General features: G+C 74.2%; 23 protein-coding genes. 9 read left to right on the top strand and 14 right to left on the bottom strand.

Annotation, left to right across the window (positions count from 1 at the left end):
- Window positions 1-46: 46 nt before the first annotated feature.
- Window positions 47-928: a universal stress protein gene (locus EF903_RS05195; protein ID WP_185902522.1), complete on the bottom strand. Its 882-nt coding sequence runs from the start codon at window positions 926-928 to the stop codon at window positions 47-49.
- A gap of 153 nt (window positions 929-1,081) precedes the next feature.
- Window positions 1,082-1,750 carry a CBS domain-containing protein gene (locus tag EF903_RS05190; RefSeq protein WP_185902521.1) on the bottom strand — a complete coding sequence of 223 codons (669 nt, stop codon included), beginning with the start codon at window positions 1,748-1,750 and terminating at the stop codon, window positions 1,082-1,084.
- A 261-nt stretch (window positions 1,751-2,011) separates the two neighbouring features.
- Between EF903_RS05190 and EF903_RS05185 the strand changes: the two genes are divergently transcribed.
- From EF903_RS05185 to EF903_RS05160, 6 genes are all read left to right on the top strand, one after another.
- Window positions 2,012-2,920 carry a universal stress protein gene (locus EF903_RS05185; RefSeq protein WP_125541397.1) on the top strand — a complete coding sequence of 303 codons (909 nt, stop codon included), beginning with the start codon at window positions 2,012-2,014 and terminating at the stop codon, window positions 2,918-2,920.
- Complete coding sequence (locus EF903_RS05180) at window positions 2,917-3,780, top strand: universal stress protein (RefSeq protein ID WP_125541396.1); 864 nt, start codon at window positions 2,917-2,919, stop codon at window positions 3,778-3,780. The genes EF903_RS05185 and EF903_RS05180 overlap by 4 nt, the downstream gene beginning before the upstream one ends.
- A gap of 8 nt (window positions 3,781-3,788) precedes the next feature.
- Window positions 3,789-6,368 (top strand): cation-translocating P-type ATPase, encoded by a 2,580-nt coding sequence (locus EF903_RS05175; protein ID WP_125541395.1) that lies wholly within the window; start codon window positions 3,789-3,791, stop codon window positions 6,366-6,368.
- Window positions 6,369-6,370: 2 nt separating this feature from the next.
- Window positions 6,371-6,649, top strand: coding sequence for a DUF1918 domain-containing protein (locus EF903_RS05170; protein WP_125541394.1), 279 nt, complete (start codon window positions 6,371-6,373; stop codon window positions 6,647-6,649).
- A 148-nt stretch (window positions 6,650-6,797) separates the two neighbouring features.
- The gene (locus EF903_RS05165; protein WP_260614830.1) at window positions 6,798-7,058 is read left to right on the top strand and encodes an SHOCT domain-containing protein; all 261 of its coding nucleotides are present in this window, start codon (window positions 6,798-6,800) and stop codon (window positions 7,056-7,058) included.
- Between the two features lie 100 nt (window positions 7,059-7,158).
- Window positions 7,159-7,662 (top strand): flavodoxin domain-containing protein, encoded by a 504-nt coding sequence (locus EF903_RS05160; RefSeq protein WP_125541392.1) that lies wholly within the window; start codon window positions 7,159-7,161, stop codon window positions 7,660-7,662.
- A gap of 75 nt (window positions 7,663-7,737) precedes the next feature.
- On the opposite strand, the gene fdhF is transcribed toward EF903_RS05160, so the two are convergent.
- The 8 genes from fdhF to EF903_RS05120 form a co-directional block, all read right to left on the bottom strand.
- Entirely contained in the window at window positions 7,738-10,494 is a 2,757-nt protein-coding gene (fdhF, locus tag EF903_RS05155; protein ID WP_125541391.1) for a formate dehydrogenase subunit alpha, read from the bottom strand.
- Window positions 10,491-12,185: an NAD(P)H-dependent oxidoreductase subunit E gene (locus EF903_RS05150; protein WP_125541390.1), complete on the bottom strand. Its 1,695-nt coding sequence runs from the start codon at window positions 12,183-12,185 to the stop codon at window positions 10,491-10,493. The genes fdhF and EF903_RS05150 overlap by 4 nt, the downstream gene beginning before the upstream one ends.
- 193 nt (window positions 12,186-12,378) lie before the next feature.
- Window positions 12,379-12,870 carry a CBS domain-containing protein gene (locus tag EF903_RS05145; protein WP_125541389.1) on the bottom strand — a complete coding sequence of 164 codons (492 nt, stop codon included), beginning with the start codon at window positions 12,868-12,870 and terminating at the stop codon, window positions 12,379-12,381.
- Window positions 12,871-12,935: 65 nt separating this feature from the next.
- Window positions 12,936-13,595 (bottom strand): CBS domain-containing protein, encoded by a 660-nt coding sequence (locus tag EF903_RS05140; protein ID WP_125541388.1) that lies wholly within the window; start codon window positions 13,593-13,595, stop codon window positions 12,936-12,938.
- 156 nt (window positions 13,596-13,751) lie between these two features.
- On the bottom strand, window positions 13,752-14,477 hold the full coding sequence (locus EF903_RS05135) for a response regulator transcription factor (protein ID WP_125541387.1): 726 nt from the start codon (window positions 14,475-14,477) through the stop codon (window positions 13,752-13,754).
- A 176-nt stretch (window positions 14,478-14,653) separates the two neighbouring features.
- A complete protein-coding gene (locus EF903_RS05130; RefSeq protein WP_125541386.1) occupies window positions 14,654-15,310 on the bottom strand; it encodes a CBS domain-containing protein in 657 nt (218 codons plus the stop codon).
- A 208-nt stretch (window positions 15,311-15,518) separates the two neighbouring features.
- Entirely contained in the window at window positions 15,519-15,743 is a 225-nt protein-coding gene (locus tag EF903_RS05125; RefSeq protein ID WP_125541385.1) for a DUF2945 domain-containing protein, read from the bottom strand.
- 124 nt (window positions 15,744-15,867) lie between these two features.
- Window positions 15,868-16,512: a PadR family transcriptional regulator gene (locus EF903_RS05120; protein ID WP_125541384.1), complete on the bottom strand. Its 645-nt coding sequence runs from the start codon at window positions 16,510-16,512 to the stop codon at window positions 15,868-15,870.
- Window positions 16,513-16,582: 70 nt separating this feature from the next.
- Here EF903_RS05120 and EF903_RS05115 point away from each other — a divergent pair, with 70 nt between their 5' ends.
- The 3 genes from EF903_RS05115 (at window position 16,583) to EF903_RS05105 (ending at window position 19,082) form a co-directional block, all read left to right on the top strand.
- The gene (locus EF903_RS05115) at window positions 16,583-17,437 is read left to right on the top strand and encodes a class I SAM-dependent methyltransferase (RefSeq protein WP_125541412.1); all 855 of its coding nucleotides are present in this window, start codon (window positions 16,583-16,585) and stop codon (window positions 17,435-17,437) included.
- Window positions 17,438-17,568: 131 nt separating this feature from the next.
- Window positions 17,569-18,426: an ATP-binding cassette domain-containing protein gene (locus tag EF903_RS05110; protein ID WP_125541411.1), complete on the top strand. Its 858-nt coding sequence runs from the start codon at window positions 17,569-17,571 to the stop codon at window positions 18,424-18,426.
- Window positions 18,423-19,082 carry a hypothetical protein gene (locus tag EF903_RS05105; protein ID WP_125541383.1) on the top strand — a complete coding sequence of 220 codons (660 nt, stop codon included), beginning with the start codon at window positions 18,423-18,425 and terminating at the stop codon, window positions 19,080-19,082. The genes EF903_RS05110 and EF903_RS05105 overlap by 4 nt, the downstream gene beginning before the upstream one ends.
- Before the next feature lie 45 nt (window positions 19,083-19,127).
- On the opposite strand, the gene EF903_RS05100 is transcribed toward EF903_RS05105, so the two are convergent.
- The 4 genes from EF903_RS05100 to EF903_RS05085 form a co-directional block, all read right to left on the bottom strand.
- Window positions 19,128-19,889, bottom strand: coding sequence for a PIG-L deacetylase family protein (locus EF903_RS05100; protein ID WP_125541382.1), 762 nt, complete (start codon window positions 19,887-19,889; stop codon window positions 19,128-19,130).
- Between the two features lie 38 nt (window positions 19,890-19,927).
- Complete coding sequence (locus EF903_RS05095; protein WP_125541381.1) at window positions 19,928-21,307, bottom strand: NUDIX domain-containing protein; 1,380 nt, start codon at window positions 21,305-21,307, stop codon at window positions 19,928-19,930.
- 204 nt (window positions 21,308-21,511) lie between these two features.
- Window positions 21,512-22,120 (bottom strand): hypothetical protein, encoded by a 609-nt coding sequence (locus EF903_RS05090; RefSeq protein WP_125541380.1) that lies wholly within the window; start codon window positions 22,118-22,120, stop codon window positions 21,512-21,514.
- 248 nt (window positions 22,121-22,368) lie between these two features.
- A complete protein-coding gene (locus tag EF903_RS05085; RefSeq protein WP_125541379.1) occupies window positions 22,369-22,977 on the bottom strand; it encodes a hypothetical protein in 609 nt (202 codons plus the stop codon).
- Window positions 22,978-23,448: the final 471 nt, after the last annotated feature.

Genomic DNA, 23,448 nt, shown 5'->3' with positions numbered 1-23,448 from the left:
CCACGCCGGCGGGGCGGCGGAACCCGCCCCGGACGCGGACCCGTCCTCAGTCGTGCGCCACGACGGCGACGGGAGCGGTCGCGTGGTGCATCACCGCGTGGGTGATGGGGCCGATGTGGGTGCCGAGTGCCGAGCGGCGGATCCGCCGGCCGACGACGACCAGCGCCGCACCGGATGCGGCCTCCAGGACCTGTACGGCGGGCTGGCCGATGACGGCCCGTGAGTCCACGGCGAGGCGCGGGTACTTCAGCCGCCACGGAGCGAGCAGTTCCCTGAGCCTGGCCTCCAGCCCGTCGGCGATCTCCCCCTCGACTCCGGGGTCGAGGGCGGGGGCGTAGGAGAACATGGGCGGCGGCGACCAGCCGTGGACGACGACGAGCGGACAAGAGCGCCGGTGGGCTTCCTCGCAGGCGAAGGCGAACAGCCGGTCGCAGTTGCTGCGGAGGTCCACTCCGAGCACCACCGGCCCTTCGGCGCCCGCCCGGCCCGCGGCCGGAGCCCCGCGGCTCCCGGCCGCGCGGACGAGGACGACGGGCGTCTCGGTCCTGGGGATGGTGTCCGAGCCCGTGGAGCCCACGAAGAACCCGGCGATCGGGCCGAGCCGCCGCGAGCCGAGCACCAGCAGGTCCGCGTCCGCCGCGGCGGACGCGAGGGCTTCGGCCGCCGCGAGCCCGTCGATCCGGCGGGTGCCGATGGCCAGCGCGGGGTGCTCCCGTGCCAGGCGCTCCCGGGTGTCGGCCAGGAGCCGCTCGGTCCAGTCCCGGCGGGCTTCGGGGAGCGGTACGGCGAAGGGCGCGTGCTCCGGCCAGTCCTCCACGTGGAGGAGATCGAGGTCGGCGCCGCGCAGTTCGGCTTCGTCCGCCGCCCAGTCGGCCGCGGCGAGGTCCGCGCCCGATCCGTCCAGACCCACGGTGATGCGGTTCGGCATGATCTACCTCCTCGGGTGGGAAGCCGCGCTGTCCGCGGACTCCGCTGCCTGCAAGGTGGCCGCGTGCCGCTGCCCGGCTCTCGGGAGGGCCGTCGGCCCGACGGCCGCGCGCTCACCCATGACTGTGACTCCTTCGTGCCGTCCGCCGAGCCGTCACCACTGCATCGTGTGGCGCGAGTGGCCGGTGTGAGCGGAATCGGTGTCGTCGGTGCGGGCGGTGACCCGCGCCGCCACGGCGACGACGCCGTCGATTCCCTCGACGAGGCTGCACAGCGCGTCCAGCTGGCTCCGCCGCTCGACCCGCCCGTCCAGCGTGACCACCCCGTCCACCACGTGCACGTCGACGTCGTCCGCCGGCACGCCGAGGACGTCCGCGAGCACCTCCTCGGTGACGCGCCGGCGTATCTCGGAGTCCGGCCGCAGGAAGGTGCGGAGCAGGTCACGACGGGTGACGATGCCGACCAGCCGGTCCTCCACGTCCACCACGGGAAGACGCTCGACACCGCGACGGGTCATCAGCCGGGCGGCGTCGGCCGCCGATTCCTCGGCGCGGATGGTGACCGCGGGCGCGGACATGACGTCCCCGGCGACGGGGGCCCGCGCCGGCACACCGTTCCGCGGATCGAGGGCGGGGGCCGGGGCCCGGCCGGCCAGCAGGTCGGTCTGCGAGACGACACCCACCACCCGGTCCTCGTCGTCCAGCACCGGGACTCCGGAGATGTCGTGCTGGGCGAGGAGCTTCGCGACGTCCTTGAAGGCGGCGTCCGGGGCCACGGTCACGACTTCGTCGGTCATCAGGTCCGCCACCTTGATGTGTTTCATGAGGCCCTCCTGGTGTGCCGGGTCGTGCGAGGCTGACGTCTCTCGGGGTCTGCCCTTCACCATCCACCGGTGCCCGCCGACGATCGAGGGCCGAACGGTCCCGTCCCGGGGCCGGAGGGACCACGGCGGACGCGGCACGGCGCCGGGCCCCGGCGGTGGGGACCATTCGGCCCCGGCACCGGTCCCGGGCGGCCCTCTTCCCGCGGTGCCCCGGATGTCAGCCTGGTGGTGTCCCCGTCCGCTTCTCGGTTGGGAGTAGCCGTGGAAAGCACCATCAGGACCCCGGACACCAGCTCGGTCATCGTCGGCGTGGACGGCTCGGAGCAGGCGCGCGCCGCCGCTCTGTGGGCCGCGGGTGAAGCCGTACGCCGCGCCCGGCCCCTGCACATCGTCCACGGTGCCGACACCGACGGCAAAGCCCTGTACCTGTCGGCGGAGACCATCGAGAAGGCCCGCGCCGCGGGCCGGGAACTCCTCGACGACACGGCGAAGGCCGTGCGCGCCGAGTACCCCGGTCTGCACGTGACCACCGAGTTCAGCCGCACGGACGCCGTCACCAGCCTGCACCGGGCCGGCGGGCTGCACGGCACGATCGTCGTGGGCCACCGCGGCCTCGGGGGCTTCAACGCCCTCATGCTCGGCTCCGTCGGACTGGGCACCGCGGCGATCGCCGAGAACCCCGTCATCGTGGTCCGCGGCATCGACGGGGCGGAGGAACGCGGCACCGTCCTCGCCGCCGTCCGCGACGGGCACGACCTCGTGTGCGCCCGGTACGCCGCCCGGGAGGCCGAGCTGCGCAAGGCCTCGCTCCGGCTGCTGCACGTGTGGAACGTGCTCCAGTCCGTCGGCGACGTGGTGACCATGCTCGACGACGTCGGCGAGATCGCCGGACAGCACGCGGGAGCCCTGCACGCCCTCACGGACACCATCCACAAGGAGTTCCCCGACCTGGCCGTCGAGGGCGACGCCGAGAAGGGCGTCTCCGTGGCCGGAGCACTGGTCGAGGCGTCCCGCCACGCCGACCTGCTCGTCATGGGCGGCCGCAGGGCACCCACCCGGCTCGGGCTCGGCCGCAACCTGGGCAGGGCCACGCACGGCGTACTGCACCACGCCCACTGCCCCGTACTCCTCATCCCCCGAGCGGCCACCGGCGCCGGGGGCCGGTCATGACCGGCCACCGGGAAGGCGCCCGTGACGTCCTCGTGGGCATCGACCCGGCCCGCGAGTGGCACCTCTCCCTGGCCTGGGCTGCCGACGAAGCCCACCGGCGCGGCCTCCCGCTGCGCCTGGTGCTCGCCGTGCCGCCCCAGCACGACACCCAGCACGTCGACGACACCCCGGGGCAGACCGCTCTGCGGCAGGCCGGCGCCGAAAGGCTCCAGCAGGCCGGGGACTGGGTCCGGGCACGCCACCCGGAGCTGTCCGTGGCCGGTGAACTGCGGGGCGGCTTCCCCGCCCCCGTCATCGGCCGGATGGCCCGGCAGGCCCGCATGGTCGTACTCGGCTCCCGGCACCTCGGCCGGGTCGCGGAGGTGTTCAGCGCCGGATCGCTCGTGCTCCCGGTGACCGCGCAGGCCGCCTGCCCGGTCGTCGTCGTGGGCGACGCGGAGCACGCCACCCGGCAGCCGCCGTACGTCGTCGCCGGCGTCGACGGCAGCGCGCTGTCCCAGGCCGCGCTCGCGTTCGCCTTCGACGAGGCCGACCTGCGGGGCGCGGCCCTGCGGGCCGTCCACGTGTGGCAGCCGCCGCTGATCCTGGGCTACGACGAGGAAGCCGTCCGGCAGGCCCAGCGCACCATGCTGTCCGAGGCGACCGCCGGACTGTCGCAGAAGTATCCGGACGTGCACGTCACCCACGAGGTGGCGACAGGCCACCCGGTGGAGGAACTGGCCCGCGCGGCCGAGCACGCCCTGGCCGTCGTCGTCGGCCGTCGCGGGCGCGGCGGCTACACCGGCATGCGGCTCGGCTCCGTCGTCCACGGCCTGCTGCACCGGGCCCACTGCCCCGTGATCACCGTCCCGACCGGATGAGGCCGCCCATGACGAGCCGCGCTGTCGACGCGCCGGCCACCCGTGTCCCCGCTCCGCAGGGACTGACGCAGGCCGAGGCCGAACGCCGGCTGGCCCGCCACGGCCGAAACGAGGTATCCCCTCCCCGGCCGACACCCCTCCACCGGCGCGTGCTGGCGCAACTGCGCGATCCACTGATCATGGTGCTGCTCGGTGCCGCCCTGCTGACCATCGCGATCGGGGACTACCCGGACGCCGTCGTCATCGGACTGGTGATCGCCGTCAACACCACCGTGGGGGTCGCCCAGGAAGTCCGCGCGGACCGGGCCGTCGCCGCGCTCTCCGCCCTGTCGGCCCCGCACGCCCGCGTGCTGCGAGAGGGAGCCGCCCGCGAGGTTCCGGCGGCGCTCGTGGTCCCGGGCGACACCCTGCTGCTGGGCGAGGGCGACATCGTCGCCGCCGACGCGGACCTCACCGAGGCCTCCGCGCTCCTGATGGACGAAGCGATGCTCACCGGCGAATCCGAGCCCGTCGACAAGGCGGCGGACGGCACGGTGGCCGCCGGAACGGTCGTCGTACGCGGCCGGGGCACCGCCACCGCGACCGCCACCGGCGCGGCGAGCGCCCTCGGCCGCATCGCCGCCCTGCTCGACGGCGGCCACGAGCCGACCCCGCTCCAGCGGCGCCTCGCCTCCCTCGGGCGCGTCCTCGCCGCCGCCACCATCGCCCTCTGCGTGCTGTTCTTCGCCCTGGGCCTGCTGCGAGGGCTCGCCCCGAGCACGATGGCCGTCACCGCCATCAGCCTGGCCGTCGCCGCGGTCCCCGAGTCCCTTCCGGCCGTGGTCACCCTCGCCCTCGCACTCGGAGCCCGCCGGATGGCGGCCCGGGGTGCCCTCGTGCGGCGCCTGCCGGCCGTCGAGACCCTGGGCTCGGTGAGCGTGCTGGCCACGGACAAGACCGGAACCCTCACCGAAGGCCGCATGGTCGTCCAGCACCTGTGGACGCCCGCCGGGGCGGCCGACGTCTCCGGCACCGGATACGACCCCCGCGGGGAGCTGACTCGCGAGGGGCGCGCACTCGGCCCCGAGCAGCTCCGCGGCTTCCGGGAACTGCTCACCACGGCGGCCCTGTGCAACGACGCGAGCCTCAAACCGCCCGGGGCCGCAGCCCCGGACGCCTGGACGGCCGTGGGCGACCCCATGGAGGCCGCGCTGCTGGCGGCCGCTGCCAAGGCCGGCTGCCCGGACCCGGCCGAGCTGCACCTGGCCTGCCCGCGGACCGCGGAGGCACCCTTCGACAGCATGCGCAAACGCATGACCACCCTGCACCACCTGCCCGACGGGAACGTGCTGGTCTGCCTCAAGGGGGCACCGGAGGCGGTGCTCGCCCCCACCGTCCTCGCCGAGCCGCCCGAAGCCCTGGAACGGGCCCGCCGACAGGCCGCGGCCCTGGCCGCCCAGGGGTTCCGCGTCCTGGCCGTGGCAGGCGCCGAGCGGCTGTGGCAGCCCCTGCCCGCCGCCGGCGCCGAGCAGGGACTGCGCCTGCTCGGCCTGATCGCGATCAGCGACCCGCCCAAGGAGGAGGCCGCCGCCACCCTGGCGGCCTGCCGGGCGGCCGGCATCACCCCCGTCCTGATCACCGGTGACCACCCGGCGACCGCCCGCGCCATCGCGGTCCGCACCGGACTCGTCGAAGACGGCTCCGAGGAGCGGGTCCTCACCGGCCCCGAGCTGGCCGCCTCCCGGGACGCCGACCTGACCGCCGTCCGGGTCTTCGCCCGTACCGACCCCCAGCAGAAGCTGGACATCGTCCGGGCCTGGCGGGCCGACGGAGCCGTCACCGCCATGACCGGGGACGGCGTCAACGACGGCCCCGCCCTGCGCCAGGCGGACATCGGCGTGGCCATGGGGGCCCGGGGGACGGAAGTGGCCCGGCAGGCGGCCGACCTCGTCCTCACCGACGACCGGCTCGCCACGGTGGTGGCGGCCGTCGAGGAGGGCCGCCGGGTCTACGACAACATCCGCCGCTTCCTCGTCTACGCCATGGCCGGCGGGGCCGCCGAGATCCTCGTGATGCTGATCGGCCCGCTGCTCGGACTGCCCCTGCCGCTGCGCGCGGGGCAGATCCTCTGGATCAACCTCCTCACCCACGGCCTCACGGGCGTGGCCATGGGGGCGGAGCCCGTCTCGCCGCAGGCCATGCGCCGACCGCCCCGCCCCCCGGGACAGCACATCCTCGCCGCCGGCGTGTGGCAGCGCCTCCTGGTCCTGGCCGCCGCCGTGACGGCGGTCAGCCTCCTCGCCGGCATCGCCGCCCGGGACCTCGGCCTGCCCTGGCAGAGCGTCCTCTTCCTGGCCCTGCTCGGCGCCCAGCTGGGCGTGGCCCTCGGACTCAGGGCACGCCTGCTGACCAGGGCGAACCTCTTCCTCCCCGCCTCCGTGGCCGGGTCCGCCGCGCTGGCGACGGCCGCCCTGCACGTCCCCGTACTGCAGTCGCTGCTGGAGACCGAGCCGGTGGGCTGGGCCGGAGTCCGGCTCGCCTGCGCCGCGGCCCTGGCGGCCTTCCTCGCCGCCCGGCTCCTGCGCGGCGCATTCCGCAGAAAGGCATGATCATGAACACGTACGCGCCCGAACCCGGACCCGGCTTCCGCGCCGAGGTCGGAGACCAGATCGTCGTGGGCGGCCCCACCGTCGGGACGCCCGGCCGGGACGGGGAGGTGATCGCCCTCCACCACCCCGACGGAACCCCGCCGTACGACGTCCGCTGGTCCGACACCGGCCGCACCTCGGTGTTCTTCCCGGGCCCGGACGCCCACATCCGGCACCTGCACGAGACGACGGCGCACCCTGCCGCAGGCAGCGCAGGCAGCGGCAGCCGCGGGGAGCGGTAGCCGGACAGGGGCCCTGTGGCCCCTTTCCGGGGCCCGACCGGCTCATGCCTCATCCGCGCATCCGGAGATGCTGGAAGCAGGCGGCCTGTTCGCGGCCGCCGTCCCCCGTGGACCTGGCAGGTGTGGGATGTACTGGTACGGCCATGGCATGGGCGCCTGGGGGTGGTTCGCGATGTCGCTCACGACGCTGATCGTCTGGGCGCTGATCATCGCGGGTGCCGTCCTCGTGGTGCGCGCCTTCAAGCGCGACGGCACGGACGCGCGGGCGGTCGCCGCCCCGGAGGCCGCCGGCAAGCAGGTCGAGGACCTCCTGGCGGAGCGGTTCGCCAGGGGAGAGATCGACGACGAGGAGTACGAGCGGCGGCTGGCGGTGCTGCGCAGCCACGCCCACCGGCCCGCGGAGGGGTGAAGAGCCGATTCCGGGAGCACCCCGTGTCGGGCAAGCGGACGGAGCGGAGGCGCGGCAACCCCGCCAAGCGCCCCCGGACCGAGGAAAGGGGAGAGCAGCCATGACCGCCAAGAGGGTCCTGGTCGCCTACGGGACGAAACACGGTGCGACCGCCGGAATCGCGGCGGAGATCGGCAGGACGCTTCGCGAGGACGGCCTGGACGCCGTGGTCCTCCCCGCGGACGACGTGGACGACGTCCGCGGCTTCGACGCCGTCGTCCTCGGCGGAGCCCTGTACGCGGGCCGCTGGAGCGCCAAGGCCCTGCACTGCGCGGAACGCAACGAGCAGTACCTCAGGCACCGTCCGGTCTTCCTGTTCAGCAGCGGCCCCGTCGACAGCTCCGCGGAGCAGCACGAGATCCCGCCGGTGCAGGCGGTGGCCCGGCAGATGGAGCGGCTGGGCGCCCGCGAGCACGTCACCTTCGGAGGAAGCCTCACCACGAGCACACCGGGACTCATCGCCAAGGCACTGGTCCGCCACGGCAAGGGCGGCGACTTCCGCAACCCGGAGCGGATCCAGAACTGGGCCCACCACATCAGCACGGAACTCACCGCGGCCGCCTGAGCGCGGCCCGTCCCGGGCAGCCGACCCGCCGAGCCGCGGGCCGGCTGCCCGCGCTCCCCGCGCTCTCCCCCGCGGTCACGCTCCGCCGGGCCCTCCCGCCCGCTTCCCGACGGCCAGGACGCGGACGGCGGTGACCTTGTACTCCGGGCAGGACGTGACGCCGTCGGCGTGGCCGGAGGTCAGCCGGTTCACCCCGCTCGCGGGGAAGTGGAAGGCACAGAACACCTGGCCCGGTGCGATCTCCGAGGTGACGCGGGCGGTGAGCCGGGCGCGGCCGTGGCGGCTTTCCACCACGACGTCCCCGCCGTCCCGGATGCCGTGCCGGGCGGCGTCGTCGGGGTGGAGATCCAGGTGGTCCGCTGGGGCCAGGCCGAGGTTGCCGCTGCGGCGGGTCATGCTCCCGGAGTTGTAGTGGGCCCAGCGCCGCCCGGTGACCAGGACGAACGGGTACGCGTCGTCGGGTGCCTCTCCGGGGGGCAGGTACGGCACGGCGGCCAGGTGGGCGAGCCCGTCCGGGGTGGCGAACCGTTCCCCGTACAGCTTCGGCGTGCCGGGCCCGGCGGGGTCCGGACACGGCCAGGCCACGGCCCCCTCGCGGTCGAGGCGTTCGTGCGAGAGGCCGGCGAAGAGCGGTGCGGTACGGGCGCATTCGGCGAGCGCCGCTGAGGGCGTCGGGCAGTCCAGACCTCGTCCCATGGCCGACGCGACCGCATGGAGGGCGGCGAAGTCGGAACGCGCGTGCCCGGGAGGGCTGATCGCGGGACGGACCCGTTGGAAGCGGCGGTCGAAGTTCACGAAGGTGCCGTCCTTCTCCAGCCAGGAGGCGGCCGGCAGGACGACGTCGGCATGCCGGGCGGTCCGGGAGGGGAACAGCTCGCTGCACACGACGAACGGGCAGGCCGTCAGGGCCTCCTCCACGTTCCCGGTGTCGGGGTCGGTGGCGCAGACGTCCTCCCCGAGGACCCAGAGGGCCTGGAGCCGGCCCGCGCGTGCGGCGGCGAACATGTCGGGGATCCGCAGGCCGGGGCGTGCCGGGACGGGCCGGCCCCACACCGCTTCGGCCCGCGAGCGGGCGGCCGGGTCGGTCACCTTGCCGTAGCCCGGCAGGAGGTCGGGAAGGGCGCCCATGTCGGAGGCGCCCTGCACGTTGTTCTGGCCGCGCAGCGGGTTCACGCCGAAGCCGCCGTCGGTGCCCACCGCGCCCCGCAGGATGGCGAGGTTGGCCAGGGTGCGGACCCCGTCGGTGCCGTGCAGGTGCTCGGTGACGCCCAGCCCGTAGACGATGGCGGGGCGTTCGGCCCGCCCGTACAGCCGGGCGGCGGCGATCAGGTCCGCGGCGGGCACGCCGGTCACGCGGGCGACGTGCTCGGGGGTGTAGGACGCCACCAGCTCGGCGAGTTCGGCCAGGCCGCTCGCCCGTTCCCGCAGGAACCGGTGGTCCACGAGGTCTTCGGCGAGCAGGACGCGGGCGAGTCCGTGGAACAGCGCGACGTTGGTCCCCGGCCGCGGGCGCAGATGGACGTCGGCCTGCCGGGCCAAGCCCACCTTCCGGGGGTCGGCGACCACGAGCCGAGCCCCGCGCAGTGCGCGTTGCAGCAGCCGGGCGCCGACGACGGGGTGGGCTTCGACCGGATTGGCGCCGACGACGAGCAGGCAGTCGGCCCGGACCAGGTCGTCGAACGAGTCGGTGCCGCCCGACAGGCCGAAGGACGCGACGAGGCCGGCAGCCGAGGGGGCGTGGCACAGGCGGGAGCAGTTGTCGATGTTGTTGGTGCCGACCACGGTCCGCATGAACTTCTGGAACAGGTAGTTCTCCTCGTTGGTGGCGCGGGCCGAGGAGATGGCGGCGACCGAGTCGGGGCCGCCGGCGGTGATCGCGTCGGCCAGCCGCCGCGCGACGTGCGCGGCGGCCGTGTCCCAGCCGACCGGCTCCAGCCGGCCGTCGTCCTGCCGCAGCAGGGGAGTGGTCAGGCGCTCGGGAGACACCGCGAAGCCGTGGGCGAAGCGGCCCTTCACGCACGCGTGCCCCCGGTTGACGGGTCCGTCCAGGGCAGGGAGAACGGCCGCGACCGCCCCGTCCCCGACGGCGACGTCCAGCGCGCAGCCGACCCCGCAGAATCCACAGGTCGTACGCACGACCGCCGGCGCCGCCGGGTCACCCGGGCCCTGCCGGAGCAACTCGCCCGACGTGAGGCCGCTGCCCCCGCCCGGCTGCGTGATCGCCCCGGTCGGACACGTGTCGACGCAGCCCCCGCACGACACGCAGTCGGACTCCGCCCACGGCCCGCCCGTCCCGGGGGCCACCGCTGTGTCTGCGCCCCGCCCGGTCAGCGTGAGCGCGAAGGTCCCCTGGACGTCGGCGCACATCCGGACGCACCGTCCGCAGGCGATGCACAGGTCCCGGTCGAGCCGGACGTACGGGTGCGAGTCGTCCCGGCCGCGCCCGCCGGCCCCGCGCGCGTCCTCCGGGCCGATCCCCAAGGTGCGGCACACCCGCGCCAGTTCGGACGGCATCTGCGGCCCGAGTGCGTACGGCGGGAGCGCCGAGACGATCGTCCGTACGGCATCCCGCCGCAGTTCCACGAGATCGGCGGCGACGGCCGAGACCCGTGCCCCCGCGGCCGCCGGCGTCACGCAGGCGGCGACCAGCCGGCCTCCGGCCCGCACCAGGCACGTGCGGCACGAGCCCACCGGGCCCAGCCGGGTGTCGGAGCAGAGCGCGGGCAGCTCCACCCCCGCGGCCGTGGCGGCATCCAGCAGCGACGCGCCCCCGGGCACCTCGACGGCTCGGCCGTCGACTTCGAGCGTGACCCGCGCCGTCCCCTCGGTCATGTCGCCCACCCGGTCGGAAGGCGCTGCCCGTAGGCCCGGACGAGACTGCGCACGGCCGCCGGCAGGCGCCGCCCGAACGCGCACAGACTCGCCTCCTCCAAGACGCGCGAGAGCCGCGCCCACTCCGGCCCGGGATCGTCCCCCGCCGCCGCCAGCTCCAACCCCCGGCGGCTGCCGACGCGGCACGGCGAGCAGGCTCCGCAGCTCTCGGCAGCCGCGAACTGCCACAGGTGACGCAGGACGTCGGCCGGTTCGAGGGAGTCGTCGAAGGCGACGAGGCCGCCGTGGCCGAGAGCGGCGCCCCGGGCGGCAAGGTCCGCGTCGGCCAGCGCCACGTCGAGGCCGTCCGCCGGCAGGAAGCCGCCGAGCGGGCCCCCGACCTGGAGGACGGCGAGCCGGGCCCCGCCCTTCAGCCCGCCGCCGAGCCCCGTCACGAGGTGCTCCACAGAGGTGCCGAGTTCGACCTCGTACACGCCCGGCCGCGCGAACCGCTCCGAGAGACTGACGAGCTTGGTGCCGGGTTCGGAGGCCGTGCCGCGCCGGGCGTGGGCGGCGCCGCCCCGGCTCACGATCCAGGGCAGCGCGGCCAGCGTCTCCACGTTGCCGACCACCGTCGGAGCGTCCCACAGGCCCCGCTCGGTGGGGTACGGCGGCCGCGCCCGAGCACAGCCGCGCCCGCCTTCGAGACTCGCGATCAGCGCGGTCTCCTCACCGGCGACGTACGAACCGTGCCCGGCACACACCTCGACCTCCAGCGCCCGGCCCGTGCCGTGTACGTCAGGTCCGAAGTGCCCCTCCGCGTAGGCCCTTTCGCATGCCGCGCGCAACACTGCCAGCGCCGCGGGGTACTCGGAACGGACCAGCACCCGCCCCCTGCCGGCCCCGCAGGCGAAGCAGGCCAGTGCCAGGCCGGCCAGGACGCGCTGCGGGTGGCCTTCCATCAGGAGCCGGTCGGCGTAAGAGCCGGGATCCCCCTCGTCGCCGTTGGCCACGACCACCGTCCCGGCCGAGCGGCGGACCGCCTGCCATTTCGCGGCCACGCCGTACCCGGCCCCGCCGCGCCCCCGAAGGCCCGACACCGCCACCTGCTCGCGGACCGCCGCGGGGGTCGACGCGGTGGTGGTCCGCCGCCACACCTCCCACGGATCCTCCGCCGCATCACCGGCGCACAGCAGTACCGGGTCGCCGGTGGTGTCGACGCTCGGGATGGGAGGCGCCGCGCGGGGGGTCCGTCCCGTGACCTGATCGGCCGCTCCGGGGCCCGTGCAGGCCAGGACGCCGTCGAGCGCGGCAGGAGCTGCGTAGCAGTGGCCGAGGCAGCGCACGGCCTGGAGGGACACCGCCCCGTCGGCGGAGACGTCTCCCGCCCGGACGCCCAGGGCCCGCTCCACTGCGTCGAGCGGGCGCCCCGCCGTCGCGGCGAAGCACGCCGCCCCGGTGCACGCGCGGACGTGCCGACGGCCGTGCGGGGCGGCCAGGTCGGCGTAGAACGTCGCGGAACCGAGGGCCGCGGCGGCGGGCAAGCCCAGGCCGGAGGCGACGGCGGGAGACCAGGTCGCGCTGTCGGCGGGGTTCGCGAGCCGCGCCCGTGCCAGCTCGTCCAGCAACCGGTCTCCCGGCGCTCCGCGCCGCGAGGACAGTGCACGGAACGCGTCGAAGCGGCCCCCGTCAGCGGTCTGCCGGTCGCTCATGCCTGCTCCATCGGGAGGAGACCGTGTGCTCCCTACCACCGTGACCCACGGCCCCGTGGAGCGCGAGGGCTGTCCGGGGCCGGAAGGGGACCCATCGGCCCTGGCGGGCCACTGCCGACCGTGGTGTGATGAAGGTGACGGAAGGAGTCCTGTGAGGATGCGGAGAAGCGGCTGACGGCCGTGCACCGCACCATCAGGATCCGCGAGAAGCGGGCGGGCTCTTTCCGTCCCCTGGTGCACGCGGACCGATTTCGTCCCGGGGGCCCGGAGGCTCGTCGAGGACGCTCCAGGCAACCGGGCCGAGCAGGTCCGCCACCCTCCGGAAGACGTCCATCAGCAGGTCGTCCACCGTCACCATGCCCACGACGCGCTGTCCGTCGACGACGGGAAGGCGCCGAACGCCCCTGCTGCGGAAGGTCCGGTAGGCGGCGTGGATGTCGTCGGCGACATCGACGGTCACCACGGGGGCGGTCATGACCTCCCCGACCGGATCGTCGCAGCCGAGGCCTGCCGCCACTGCGCGCACCGCGATGTCGCGGTCGGTGACGATGCCGCGCAGCGCTCTGCCCTCCGTCACGATCAGGCAGCCGACGCCGTGGACGTCCATCTGCCGCGCCGCCTCACGGATGGTCGTCGCGGTGCCGACGGACACCGCGGGCGCGGACATGCATGCGGACACGTCCATCCTTCGGCTCCTTCCTGCCGGTCCGGCCGCACCACCGCAGGCGGAGGGCCGCCGTGCCCGGCGGCTCAGCGGCCCGCGCCGGTGTCGTCCGTCTCCCAGGTGAGCCGCCCGGTGACCCGGACGACGCCGTCGACGGAGCGGCACAGCCGCTCGACGACGGGAAGCAGGCTCCGGAACCGCACCACCCCGTGCAGGGTCACCCGCCCGTCCACCACGTCGACGGACACGGCAGCCGGATCCAGGTGCAGGGTCCGGTCGAGGACGTCTCCGGCGATCTCCCGGCGGATGGCGTCGTCGTCGCGCAGGAAGACCCGCAGCAGGTCGCCACGGGTGACGATCCCGCGGAGGACGTCGGCCTCGTCCACCACCAGCAGCCGCTTGACCCGCTGGCTCTCCATGAGCCGGGCAGCCTCGGCCACCGTCCAGTCCGGCCGTGCGCAGACGGCCGGCGCGGACATCAGCTCCTCCGCGGTCGTGCCGGCGGCCTTCTCGCTCTCCCACGGTTCGGGACGCGGCACGGAGCGGAACCAGTCACCCTGGTCGGCGGACTTCGGCAGCAGATCGCCCTCGGAGATCACGCCGAGCGGATGGCCGGCGGGATCGACGACCGCCACGGCGGACACCCTGTGTTCGCCGAGTGTCCGCACGATGTCCTTGAACGTGGCGTTCCGGGGGACCGTGACGACCGCGCGGGTCATCAGCCCGCCCACTTCCCTGTGCTTCACGGCGAACTCCTTCCGGCCGGGGCGGGATCCGACGCCGCGCCTCCCGGCCGCTGGATTCCGCACCTCCCAGCCTGACGGCGCGGGCCCGCGGCGAGTAGGGCCGAGCGGCCCCCGCGCGGGACTGACCGGTCCCGCCGCGTGCGACCCGGGGTGCGCTCAGCCTCTCGGCGAGGCGCCGCGCTGGTGCCCTTGGTACCCCTGGTCCTCCTGGTCGTGGACCTGCGCGGCGATCACCGCCGCCTGGACCCGCCGTTCCACACCCAGCTTGCCCAGCAGCCGCGAGATGTGGTTCTTCACGGTCTTCTCCGAAAGGTAGAGCCGCTTGGCGATCTGGCGGTTGGTCAGGCCGTCGCCGATCAGTTCCAGGACTGCCCTTTCCCGCTCGGAGAGCGTGGTCAGCCGGGCGTCCTCCGGGTGCCCGGCGGGCTCCGGGTCGCGCAGCGAGTGCATCAGGCGGGCGGTGGTGGCCGGGTCGAGCATGGACTGGCCGGTGGCGACCATCCGTACGGCGGAGACGAGGTCGGAGCCCTTGATCTGTTTGAGTACGTACCCTGCGGCCCCCGCCATGATGGCGTCCAGCAGGGCCTCCTCGTCGTCGAACGAGGTCAGCATCAGGCAGGCCAGGCCCGGCATCCGCGACCGCAGCTCCCGGCAGACGGTGATGCCGTCGCCGTCGGGCAGCCGTACGTCGAGGACGGCGACGTCGGGGCGCAGCGCCGGTCCGCGGGCCAGCGCCTGCTCGGCCGTGCCCGCCTCGCCCACGACGGTGATGTCGGGCTCGGCGTCGAGGAGGTCGCGCACTCCCCGGCGGACCACCTCGTGGTCGTCGAGGAGGAACACCTTGATCGGCGCCTCGACGGAGGCGCCCGGTACATCGGACATGTTCGCCGCCTGATCCGGGACACGCTGTGCACGCTTCGCCTGAATTCTCTCAGGAGGGCGGCAATGCGCATCCCAGGCGCGGGGCGTTCGAGCCCGCGGCCCCGCGGCCGGACGGCGCCCCCGCCGGCCTATACGCCGGCCTGTACGCCGGCCTGTACGCCGGCCTGTACGCCGGCCTATGCACCGGCCTGTGCGCCGGGCGAGATGCCCCCGTCGACGTCCATCCGGACGTCGACGACCCCCTCGACCGCCCGGATGGCCCGGGCCAGGAGGGGAACCAGGGCGCGGTCGCGCAGGGGTCCGCGAAGGGTGACGACACCTTCCTGCACGGAGAAGTCCAGGGGCACGTCCGGGGCGAGTTCGGCGAGCACGGCCTGGCGGATCTCCTCCTCCAGCTCCGCGTCCGGGCGCAGGAAGACCTTCAGCAGGTCGCTGCGGCTGACGACACCTTCGAGCATGCCGACCGCGTTCACCACGGGCAGGCGCTTGACGTGCCTGCGGGCCATGATGCGGGCAGCCTCGGCCGTGGTGGCGTCCGGGTGGACGGTGACCGCCGGGCTCGACATCAGGTCCTCGGCGAGCACGCCTCCGGCCTTGGAGGCTTCCTCCAGCTGGTCCGGAAGGCGGGGGTCCTCGAGGCGGAACTCCTCCTTGGGCAGCAGATCCGCCTCGGAGACGACGCCGACGACGCGGCCCTCGCCCTCCACGACAGGGACTGCGCTCACCTTCCACTGGTGCATCAGTTCGGCGATCTCCTTGTAGGACGCCTCGCGGCCGATGGCGATGGCGGTGTGCGTCATGACGTCACTGACCGTGTAGCGAGATGCGGGCATGACCGGCTCCTTCTCCGTGTGCGGTCATGGGCCCTGCCGCCGCCCTGGGGTGCGTGCAGGTCGGGTCGGACCCTCTTCCATCTGAGCACCGGAGGACTGCATGCGCAGGGGCCCTGTGGGCCAGGGCGGAGGTCCGAGTGGCCCACGGGGGCGGGCCGCGGACCCGGCGTACAAAGCACTCGCCGCCGTCGCGCACCGGCGTACCCCGTCAGGAGGCCTTGCCCTTCCTGTGCAGTGCCTGCGGCTTGTGCACAGCGGTCCGGCCGGACTTGTCGCTCTCCACCTCGTACTGAGGCTCTTCCTCCGAGGCGTCGACGGTCCGACCGGCTGCCCGGGTCCGGCCGGTGATCTTATTCCGGACCTTCCCCGTCACCTTCCGGCCGTGGCTGTTCCACGAGACGTCGTCGCCCTTGCGCAGGCCGTCCTTCGCCATGCCGTTCTCCTCGCTCCGTCGGGTGCTGCGATCGGCGGTGGTCCGGCACGGACCGCCTTCTCCACGCTCGTGCACGCGGCGCCGGCACGCACCCGCTGGGACGGACGCCGCGGCCGCGGCATGGTCACGGGCTGCCGAACCGCTCCGGCCAGCGTGCCCGACGCTCGATCCGGTCCAGCTCCGCGGGGGGAGCCTCGGCGGCGCGCGGGTCTTCGGGCCAACGCTCCGCGATGCCGGCGGCCCAGTCGGCCCAGGAGGCGACGAGGCGGTAGTACTCGGTGAGGAAGCCGCCGACGAGCATGGTCTGGGCGGTCCGCTCGGGAAACGGCCCCGTTCCCGCCCTGTACGCCTCGACGGCGGCGAGGTTGTCCGCGTTGCGCTCCTCGGCCCACGCGCGGGCGGCCCGAAGGGTGGCGAGGGTGCCGGCCCGGGTGCCGCAGTCGGCGAAGAAGACCTGGAGCAGCTGCTCGGACTCCACGACCGGGCCGCTCCCGGGCGTCCGCAGCCAGGCGGCCAGCGCCCGCCGGCCGGCGGGGGTGATGCCGTACACGGTGCGCGTCCGCCGGCCGACCGTCTCCCGGGCGGCCTCGGCCAGGCCGAGCCGGACGAGCTTCTTGGGCTCCTCGTAGATCTTGCTCTGCGCGCGGGGCCAGATCCGACCCAGGCTCCGGTCCATCTGCCGTGCGAGTTCGTACGTGCTCCAGCGCCTGACGGCGAGCAGGCCGAGGATCGCGTAGGAGGTGGTGGTGGGAGTCGGCTCGGTTGACATGGTGGCCTCTGAGGCGTATGCCGGAAATGAATAGTCCCTTTGGGAGTATATGCCGCAGGTGGTGATCGGGATGCCCGAGGTGATGAGGGCCGATCCGGCCAACGCAGACCAGGCCCGGGCGTGGGACGGCGACGAGGGAGCCTACTGGGCGGCACACGCCGACGTGTTCGACAGGGCGCTGCGCGCCTACCACGACGCCTTCTTCGACGCGGCGGGCATCGGACGCGAGGAGGCGGTGCTGGACATCGGCTGCGGCACGGGACAGACCACACGGGACGCGGCGCGGGCAGCGGTGGCCGGCAGAGCGGTCGGGATGGACCTCTCGGCCGCCATGCTGCGCGAGGCGCGGCGCCGCGCGGCCGTCGAGGAACTCCGCAACGTCTCCTTCGAGCAGGCGGACGTCCAGGTCCACCCCATGCCCCGGGAGGCCTTCGACGTGGCGATCAGCCGGACCGGGACGATGTTCTTCGCCGACGCGGCCGCCGCGTTCCGCAACATCGCCGCGGCGCTCCGCCCCGGCGGACGCTTCGTGCAGCTCGTCTGGCAGGAAGCGGCCCGCAACGAGTGGTTCAGCGCCTTCCGGGACGCCATGGCCGGGGGGCGCCCCATGCCGATGCCTCCGCCGGGAGCGCCGGGGCCGTTCGCCCTGGCGGATCCCGGCCGTATCCGTGCCGTACTGGCCGACGCCGGCTTCACGGGGGTCGTCCTGCGGGAGCAGAGCGCCCCGATGTGGTTCGGGGCGGACGCCCGTGCCGCGCACCGCTTCGTGAGCGGCTTGCTGGGCTGGATGCTCGAAGGACTCGGCGAAGAGGGCCGGACCGCTGCCCTGCACGGCTTGCAGCAGTCCCTGACCCGGCACGAGCAGCCGGACGGAGTCTTCTACGGATCGGCCACCTGGCTCGTGACGGCCGTCCGTGAAACCTGAGGCCCGCGGGGCTGCCCCCACCCTGTGGCCGGCACTCCCGCCCGCCCGCGGCGGGCGCATGGCCGCGAGGAGCCGGCATCCAGTTGAATGCAGGATGTGGGTGGTGTCGTACGGGGCGGGGGAACGCAGTGCTGCGACTGGAGTCGGTGAGCAAGCGGTACGGCCGCGGCGCATGGATCCTGCGGGACGTGGACGTGGAGGCCCCGCCCGGTGAGGTCGTGGCCGTCGTCGGAGGCAACGGGTCGGGGAAGTCGACGCTCCTGCGGATCGCGGCCGGCCTCTCCCGGCCCACCCGCGGCACCGTGGCCGCCCGGCCGCCCGTCGTCGGGTACGTCCCGGACCGGTTCTCCCCGAACGACCGCATGTCGGCGGCGGCGTACCTGACGCACATGGGCCGCATCCGCGGCCTGACCGCGTCCGTTGCAGCGGCCCGGGCCGGCCGGCTGCTCGACCGACTCGCCCTGGTCGGCGGCAGTCACGCCCCGCTGCGGAGCCTGTCGAAGGGCAACGCGCAGAAGGTCGCCCTGGCCCAGGCGCTCCTGGTGGAGCCCGGGCTGATGGTCCTGGACGAGCCGTGGTCGGGACTGGACGCGGACGCGCACGGCGTGCTCGCCGAGATCATGGCCGAGGTCGCGGCGTCCGGCGGATCCGTCGTGTTCACCGACCACCGCGAATCGGTCACCCGGGCCCGCGCCACCCGGACCTACGCGGTCAGCGGCGGCCGTGTGTCGTTGCGTGGGCCGGACTCCGGGTGGGCACCCGCGTCGGACGTCGTACTGACCCCACCCGGCGGGGGGCGCGCACCGCACGACCTGGCCTGGGAGGAGTTGGGCGGCGTGCAGACGGTGGACCGGGAGGCCGCGGCGGTCAGGCTGCGCGTGGCGCGCGAGTCAGCCGACGCCCTGTTGCTCACCGCGCTCCGACACGGATGGTCCGTCGAGCGTGTCACGGGGGCACCGAACGCCGCGGCGGGCGGAGGCGCGCGGTGATCGCGCTCATCCGCTACACCTTCGCCACTGTGCTGCACACGCAGCGCTACGTTGCCCCACTCCTCCTGTTCACGGGCCTCATGGGGGTCCTGACCGTCAACGGCACCGGCCCGCTGCCCGCCGCCTACGCATCCTCCGCCGGCGCGATGTTCGTCTGCTCGACCTGGCTGGCCGTCGCCGTGACGAGCCTGGACGAGCCGCCGCAGCGGGCGATCACCATCGTCACCGCGGGCGGCCGGCCGCTCAGGGTCCTGCTCGCGGCGATCGGCACGGTCCTGCTGAGCTGTCTCGCCCTGATGGCCGTCGGGCTGCTCTTGCCCCTGTGGCTGGGCGACCACGCGGTCACCGCAGCCGACCTCCTCCTGGGCACCGAGGCCCAACTCGCCTGTGCCCTCACGGGCACCGCCATCGGCGTCTTCTGCTCGCGCCAGGTCTTCACGCGCCAGGGCTACGCTGTGATCGCCGCCGTGGCGCTGCTGTCGGGCGCCCTCTTCACGAAGGGCCTCCCCCCGGTCAACCGTCTGTTCACCCTCATGGCGACCACCCCCGACGCCGTCCCCCTTCTCGTGCCCGCGGGGGCCATGACGGCCCTCTCCGCGCTGCTCCTGACCGCATCCGCGGCCGCTGCCCACTTCGCCGGCGGGCACAGGCAGTAGGACGGCCGCCGGCCGACCGCGCCGCCGCCGGCGGCGGCCAGAGCGCTACGGGGCGAGTTCGCGGAAGCCCCCCGGGTGCGGACCCGGGGTGTGGCGGATGAACCACTCGGTGCCCAGAATCGCCTCGCGGTCCCGGGGCGGGAGGCCGCTGAGCAGGGCGGGCAGGGAGTGGCCGCGGGCCGTTTCGGAGCGGTGTGCGCGGATCGCGGCCCACTTCCGGTCGAGCCAGGGCCGGACGTCCACCCGGGCCGTTGCGCGGTCGTCGGGCACGGTGTGCAGGTGCTTGCCCGCACCGGACAGCAGGTCGGACAGGGCGCGGCTCGCCCGCCGCGGATGCGCCGTGAAGTACAGGGCGCCGGGCTGCCACGGCGGCCCGGCCAGGGGGTGGAGGCCGTCGAGGCCGGCTGCGTGCACGGCCAGCAGGGCGACGCGGTGGGTGTGCCGGTGGTCGGGGTGCCCGGAGGACCCGTACGCGTCGTGGGTGACGACGATGTCCGGGCGGAAGGCCCGGATGTGGGAGACGACGCGCCCCACGGACTCCTCCAGCGGGGCGTCGCGGAACCGGGGCTGCCCCGGCGCGGAGTCGGGGACCCGGAAGTCGGCGTAGCCGAGCATGCGCGGCTCGCCTGCGCCGAGGATGCCCAGGGCGGTGGCGAGTTCGGCGGCGCGGTGGCTGTCCGGGGACCAGGTGGCCGTGACGACGGCGGTGCGTGCGCCTGCGGCTGCGTGGCGTGCGAGGACTCCTCCGGCGACGAGGGACTCGTCGTCGGGGTGCGCGTAGAGCGCGAGGATGCTCGGTGCGGTCATGGGAGGCCCGTTCTGTGCGGGGGACGGACGAGTACGGGTTACGGGAGTCGGATGGTGCGCAGGTGGTGCAGGGTGCGGCGGGCACGTTCCGTGACCTCCGGGTCGGCGTGGCTCGTGCCGTAGGCGATGCCCGAGACGGCGTCGAAAGCGGACTCGCACGCGAGGCGGAGCTCCTCCGCCTCGGTGAGCGGGCGGCCGTACCCGCCGAGGAACGCGGCGCGGAGGTCCGGGCGGCCGGTCCAGGTGTCGCTCAGCCGCACCATGTCCCGGGTGGCCGGAGCGTACTCCGCCCGCTCGAAGTCGAACAGCCGCGGCTCGCCGGCGTCGGTGAGCAGGACGTTGCGGTACTGGAGGTCCCCGTGCGTGGGTACGAGGGAGGGCCGCGGCAGGTCCGCGTACCTCCGGGCAAGTTCCAGGACCAGCTCCCCGTCGCCGGCGCCGAGGTGCGGGCGGGCCGCCTGCAGGTGGCGGTGCAGCTTGTCCGCGGGAGTCCCGGCCGCGGCCGGCTGCGCGGGGGCCGACGTGTGCAGGGTGCGCGCGAGGCGGCCCAGGGCGTGCTGGACGCGGGCTTCGTCGGCCGGGGCGAGGGCCCTGCCGTGGAGGGGACGTCCCGTCAGCGCGGTGACCACCACGGCCTGCGCCGCGGTGTCCGCGGCGACGAGGCGGGGGGCGCTCGGGCCGAGCGCCGGCACCCACGTCCGGTACGCGGCCACCTCCCGGTCGTGGAACTTCGGCCCGCGGTGCCGCTTCAGGAACCAGGTCCCGCCGTCGCGGCCGGTCAGCCGCCACACACGGCTCCCGGTGCGGATCCATGACACCTCCGCCGCCTTCCCGATCCGGCCCACCGCCTTCTCGGCGAACCTGCGGAGGGAGTCCGGCAGTTCGTGCGCCCCGCTCGGCGGGCCCGGTACCAGGCGGGTGCGGTCGGGTCCGGCCGGTGTGTGCTCGACGGCGTCGTCCGGCCGCTGGAAGTGCACGGCGGCGGGCAGCCCCGCGCGGTAGGCGTCCAGTCCGGCCCGGCAGTACGCGACCATCGGGGCGGGCAGCGCGTCCAGCGGGTACCAGTCCATGCCGTCGCAGCGGTGCGGCTCGCGTACGGACGGCTCTCCCTCCCAGCGCCGCACCTCGAAGAAGACGCCGATGCGGGACCCGCCCGAGGGCGGGCGGTGGTGGACGGTCACCGCCGAGGCGACATCCTCCGGCGAGATCAGGACGCCGGTCTCCTCCCGGGCCTCCCGGATCACCGCCTGCGTCATGTCCTCGCCCGGGTCGAGGTGGCCGGACGGGAGGTGCCACATGCCGGTCGCGTACACCGGGCCGGCCCGCCGCGACAGCAGGACCTCCGTACCCTCGTCGCCTGCGCGGCGCAGGATCAGGTGGACGTCGACCGGCACCGTGTACCGGGCTTGGCCGCTCATCAGTGGGTCCTTGACGATGTGACAGGGAGCCTTCGTCGGTCACCGCGACGATCGGATCCGTAGCAGGTGAAGTCGGCGCTGGCCTTGAAGGCGGGGGAGGGTGCGGCGGTCACGTAAGCGTTCTCCGGGTGAATTGGGCCCTGCCCTCAGTGCAGGCGGGGCTGTCTGCGCTGTCGGGGCTCCGCCGTCAGGGCGGACCAGGAGTCACGGGCGTTGGGCAGGCGCCGCAGCTTCCGTCTGCCCGGAAGCTCGGCTGCGCCGAACGCGCCGGCGCCACACCGTGTGTCCCACGAGAGCCAGGGCGGCGACGCATGCGGCGACACGAGTTGTGTTCCAGGTCCAGGCGAAAAGGGGACCCTGCGATTCCGACTCTACGTGCAATCGTTGATTCGCCTCGAAGAAGGCGATGAGCGGCGCGAGCAGGCGGAACAGAAGGCCGCCCACACCGGGAGTTCGTGCGACGTTCCCGATGAGTCCCAAGGGTGCTCCGAAAACGAAGGCGGCTGTTCCCCAAACGAACATCTGCCCCTCGGGTCCGGAGGATTCCACCTCCATCCCGGCTGGAATGGAAGTGGCGAGTGTCGTTCCGGCCGGAATGGTGGGGTAAATGTCCTTGAAGAGGTAGTATGCGACCACGCCGATGGCCAGTCCGACGGAGGCCAGCAGTGCCGACTCCGTTTTGCGCCGACGGAAATAGCCCACCAGTAGTGCGTAGCAAGCCCACGGCCAGCCGCTGGAAAAGACGATACTCAGGGCGGCGCAAACAGAGTAGTCCCATTTTTCGGCAAGGGGTCCCACCAGGCCGAGTGCCAAGCCTGTTCCGAGAGACACGGCGACCGGCGCTACGCGACCGTATGTGATGCGGGTGATTTTCTTTCCCCCGTTCAGTGGGCAAGTCCGAGTTGAGGTGTTGCCGCTCTGGGGCGCCGGAAGCCGCGCATCCCCAGAGCGGCTCGGTAACCTGGCTCACCTTGCGGAGAGTTGCGCCAGGTTCGGTGATCGGGTCTTAGTCGACGCTGTAGTAAGCGGAACACTTATAGGCGAGGCCTATCGCAGCATGACTACCCGGCGCGGAGGTTGAGTATGGCGCCTCGGCCTTCCGCCGCCCTCGACCTTGATCGTCGGCCGCTATCCGACGTTTTGGCTGGTGGCTTGGGGTGGCACGTGCCATCGAAGGCGGCGGCCTGGATGTTGCGGAAGTCTCCGGTGGCGGCCTTGTCGTCCATGAGCTCCGTGAAGGTGCCCGATTCGGCCACGCGGCCGTCCTTCAGGACGTGGATCAGGTCGGCGTGGCGTACCTCCCGCAGGCGGTGGGTGATCAGGAAGATCGTCTGGCCGGTCGTGGCCGCCAGGGACCTGATCCGGTCGAAGACGCGCTGTTCCGCGACCGCGTCCACGGCGCTGGTCCGTTCGTCCACGATCAGGATCTCCGCCCGCCGGTACCTCGCGCGGAATACCGATGCGCTGTCACTGGCCGCCGGAGACCTGGTGGCCGCCGCGGTAGCCGCGGCGAGGAGGGTGCCGAGGCCGAGGGGGTCGTTCAGGATCTGGTCGGCGCCCGAAAAGGCCGCCGCGTCCTTGACCGCTTCGTCGACGATGGGCGGCTCCGGGCGGCCGATGCCGACGTCCCCGCGGAAGGTGAACGGCCAGTGCTGGAAGTTCTGGGACATCAGGGCGACGCGGTCGAAGAGCTGAGGTGCACCACGCCCAGGTACTCCTCGGTCGCGACCCGCTGCACCTTCGGCTCCAGTGCCCCGGTGGCCGCGGTGGAGGTCGAGCCCTTGAGGGAGCCGGCGAACGCCGTGGCGGCGACGGCCGCCGGCGCGGGGACGGCCCCGGTGAGGCGCTCGTGGTACTGCCGTTTGCGAGGCCGTGCCCGAGCACCCTGTTGACGGCGACGAGGCCGACCGCCTGAGCGATGCCGCGGCCGGCCACTGAGGCCGGGACGACCCGCAGGGCCCGCGGGTCGGCAAGGTGGGCGAGGCGCAGCCCGGTGCCGACCGGGCGGGGCAGCCGCCGGGCCGTCAACCACAGACCCGCCGCAGCCGGATGGCAGCTCCGGCCGCCGCGCGGGACCATGGCTCCGGAAGGAATGCCATGACCCAGCCCCCGTCGTCCGACGCCCCGTCCCCGCCTCCGCC

The organism is Streptomyces sp. WAC05292, from assembly GCF_003949955.1.
GTDB lineage: Bacteria > Actinomycetota > Actinomycetes > Streptomycetales > Streptomycetaceae > Streptomyces > Streptomyces globosus.
The sequence above is the reverse complement of the archived record's forward strand: the minus strand, read 5'-3'. Positions and strand labels throughout refer to the sequence as shown.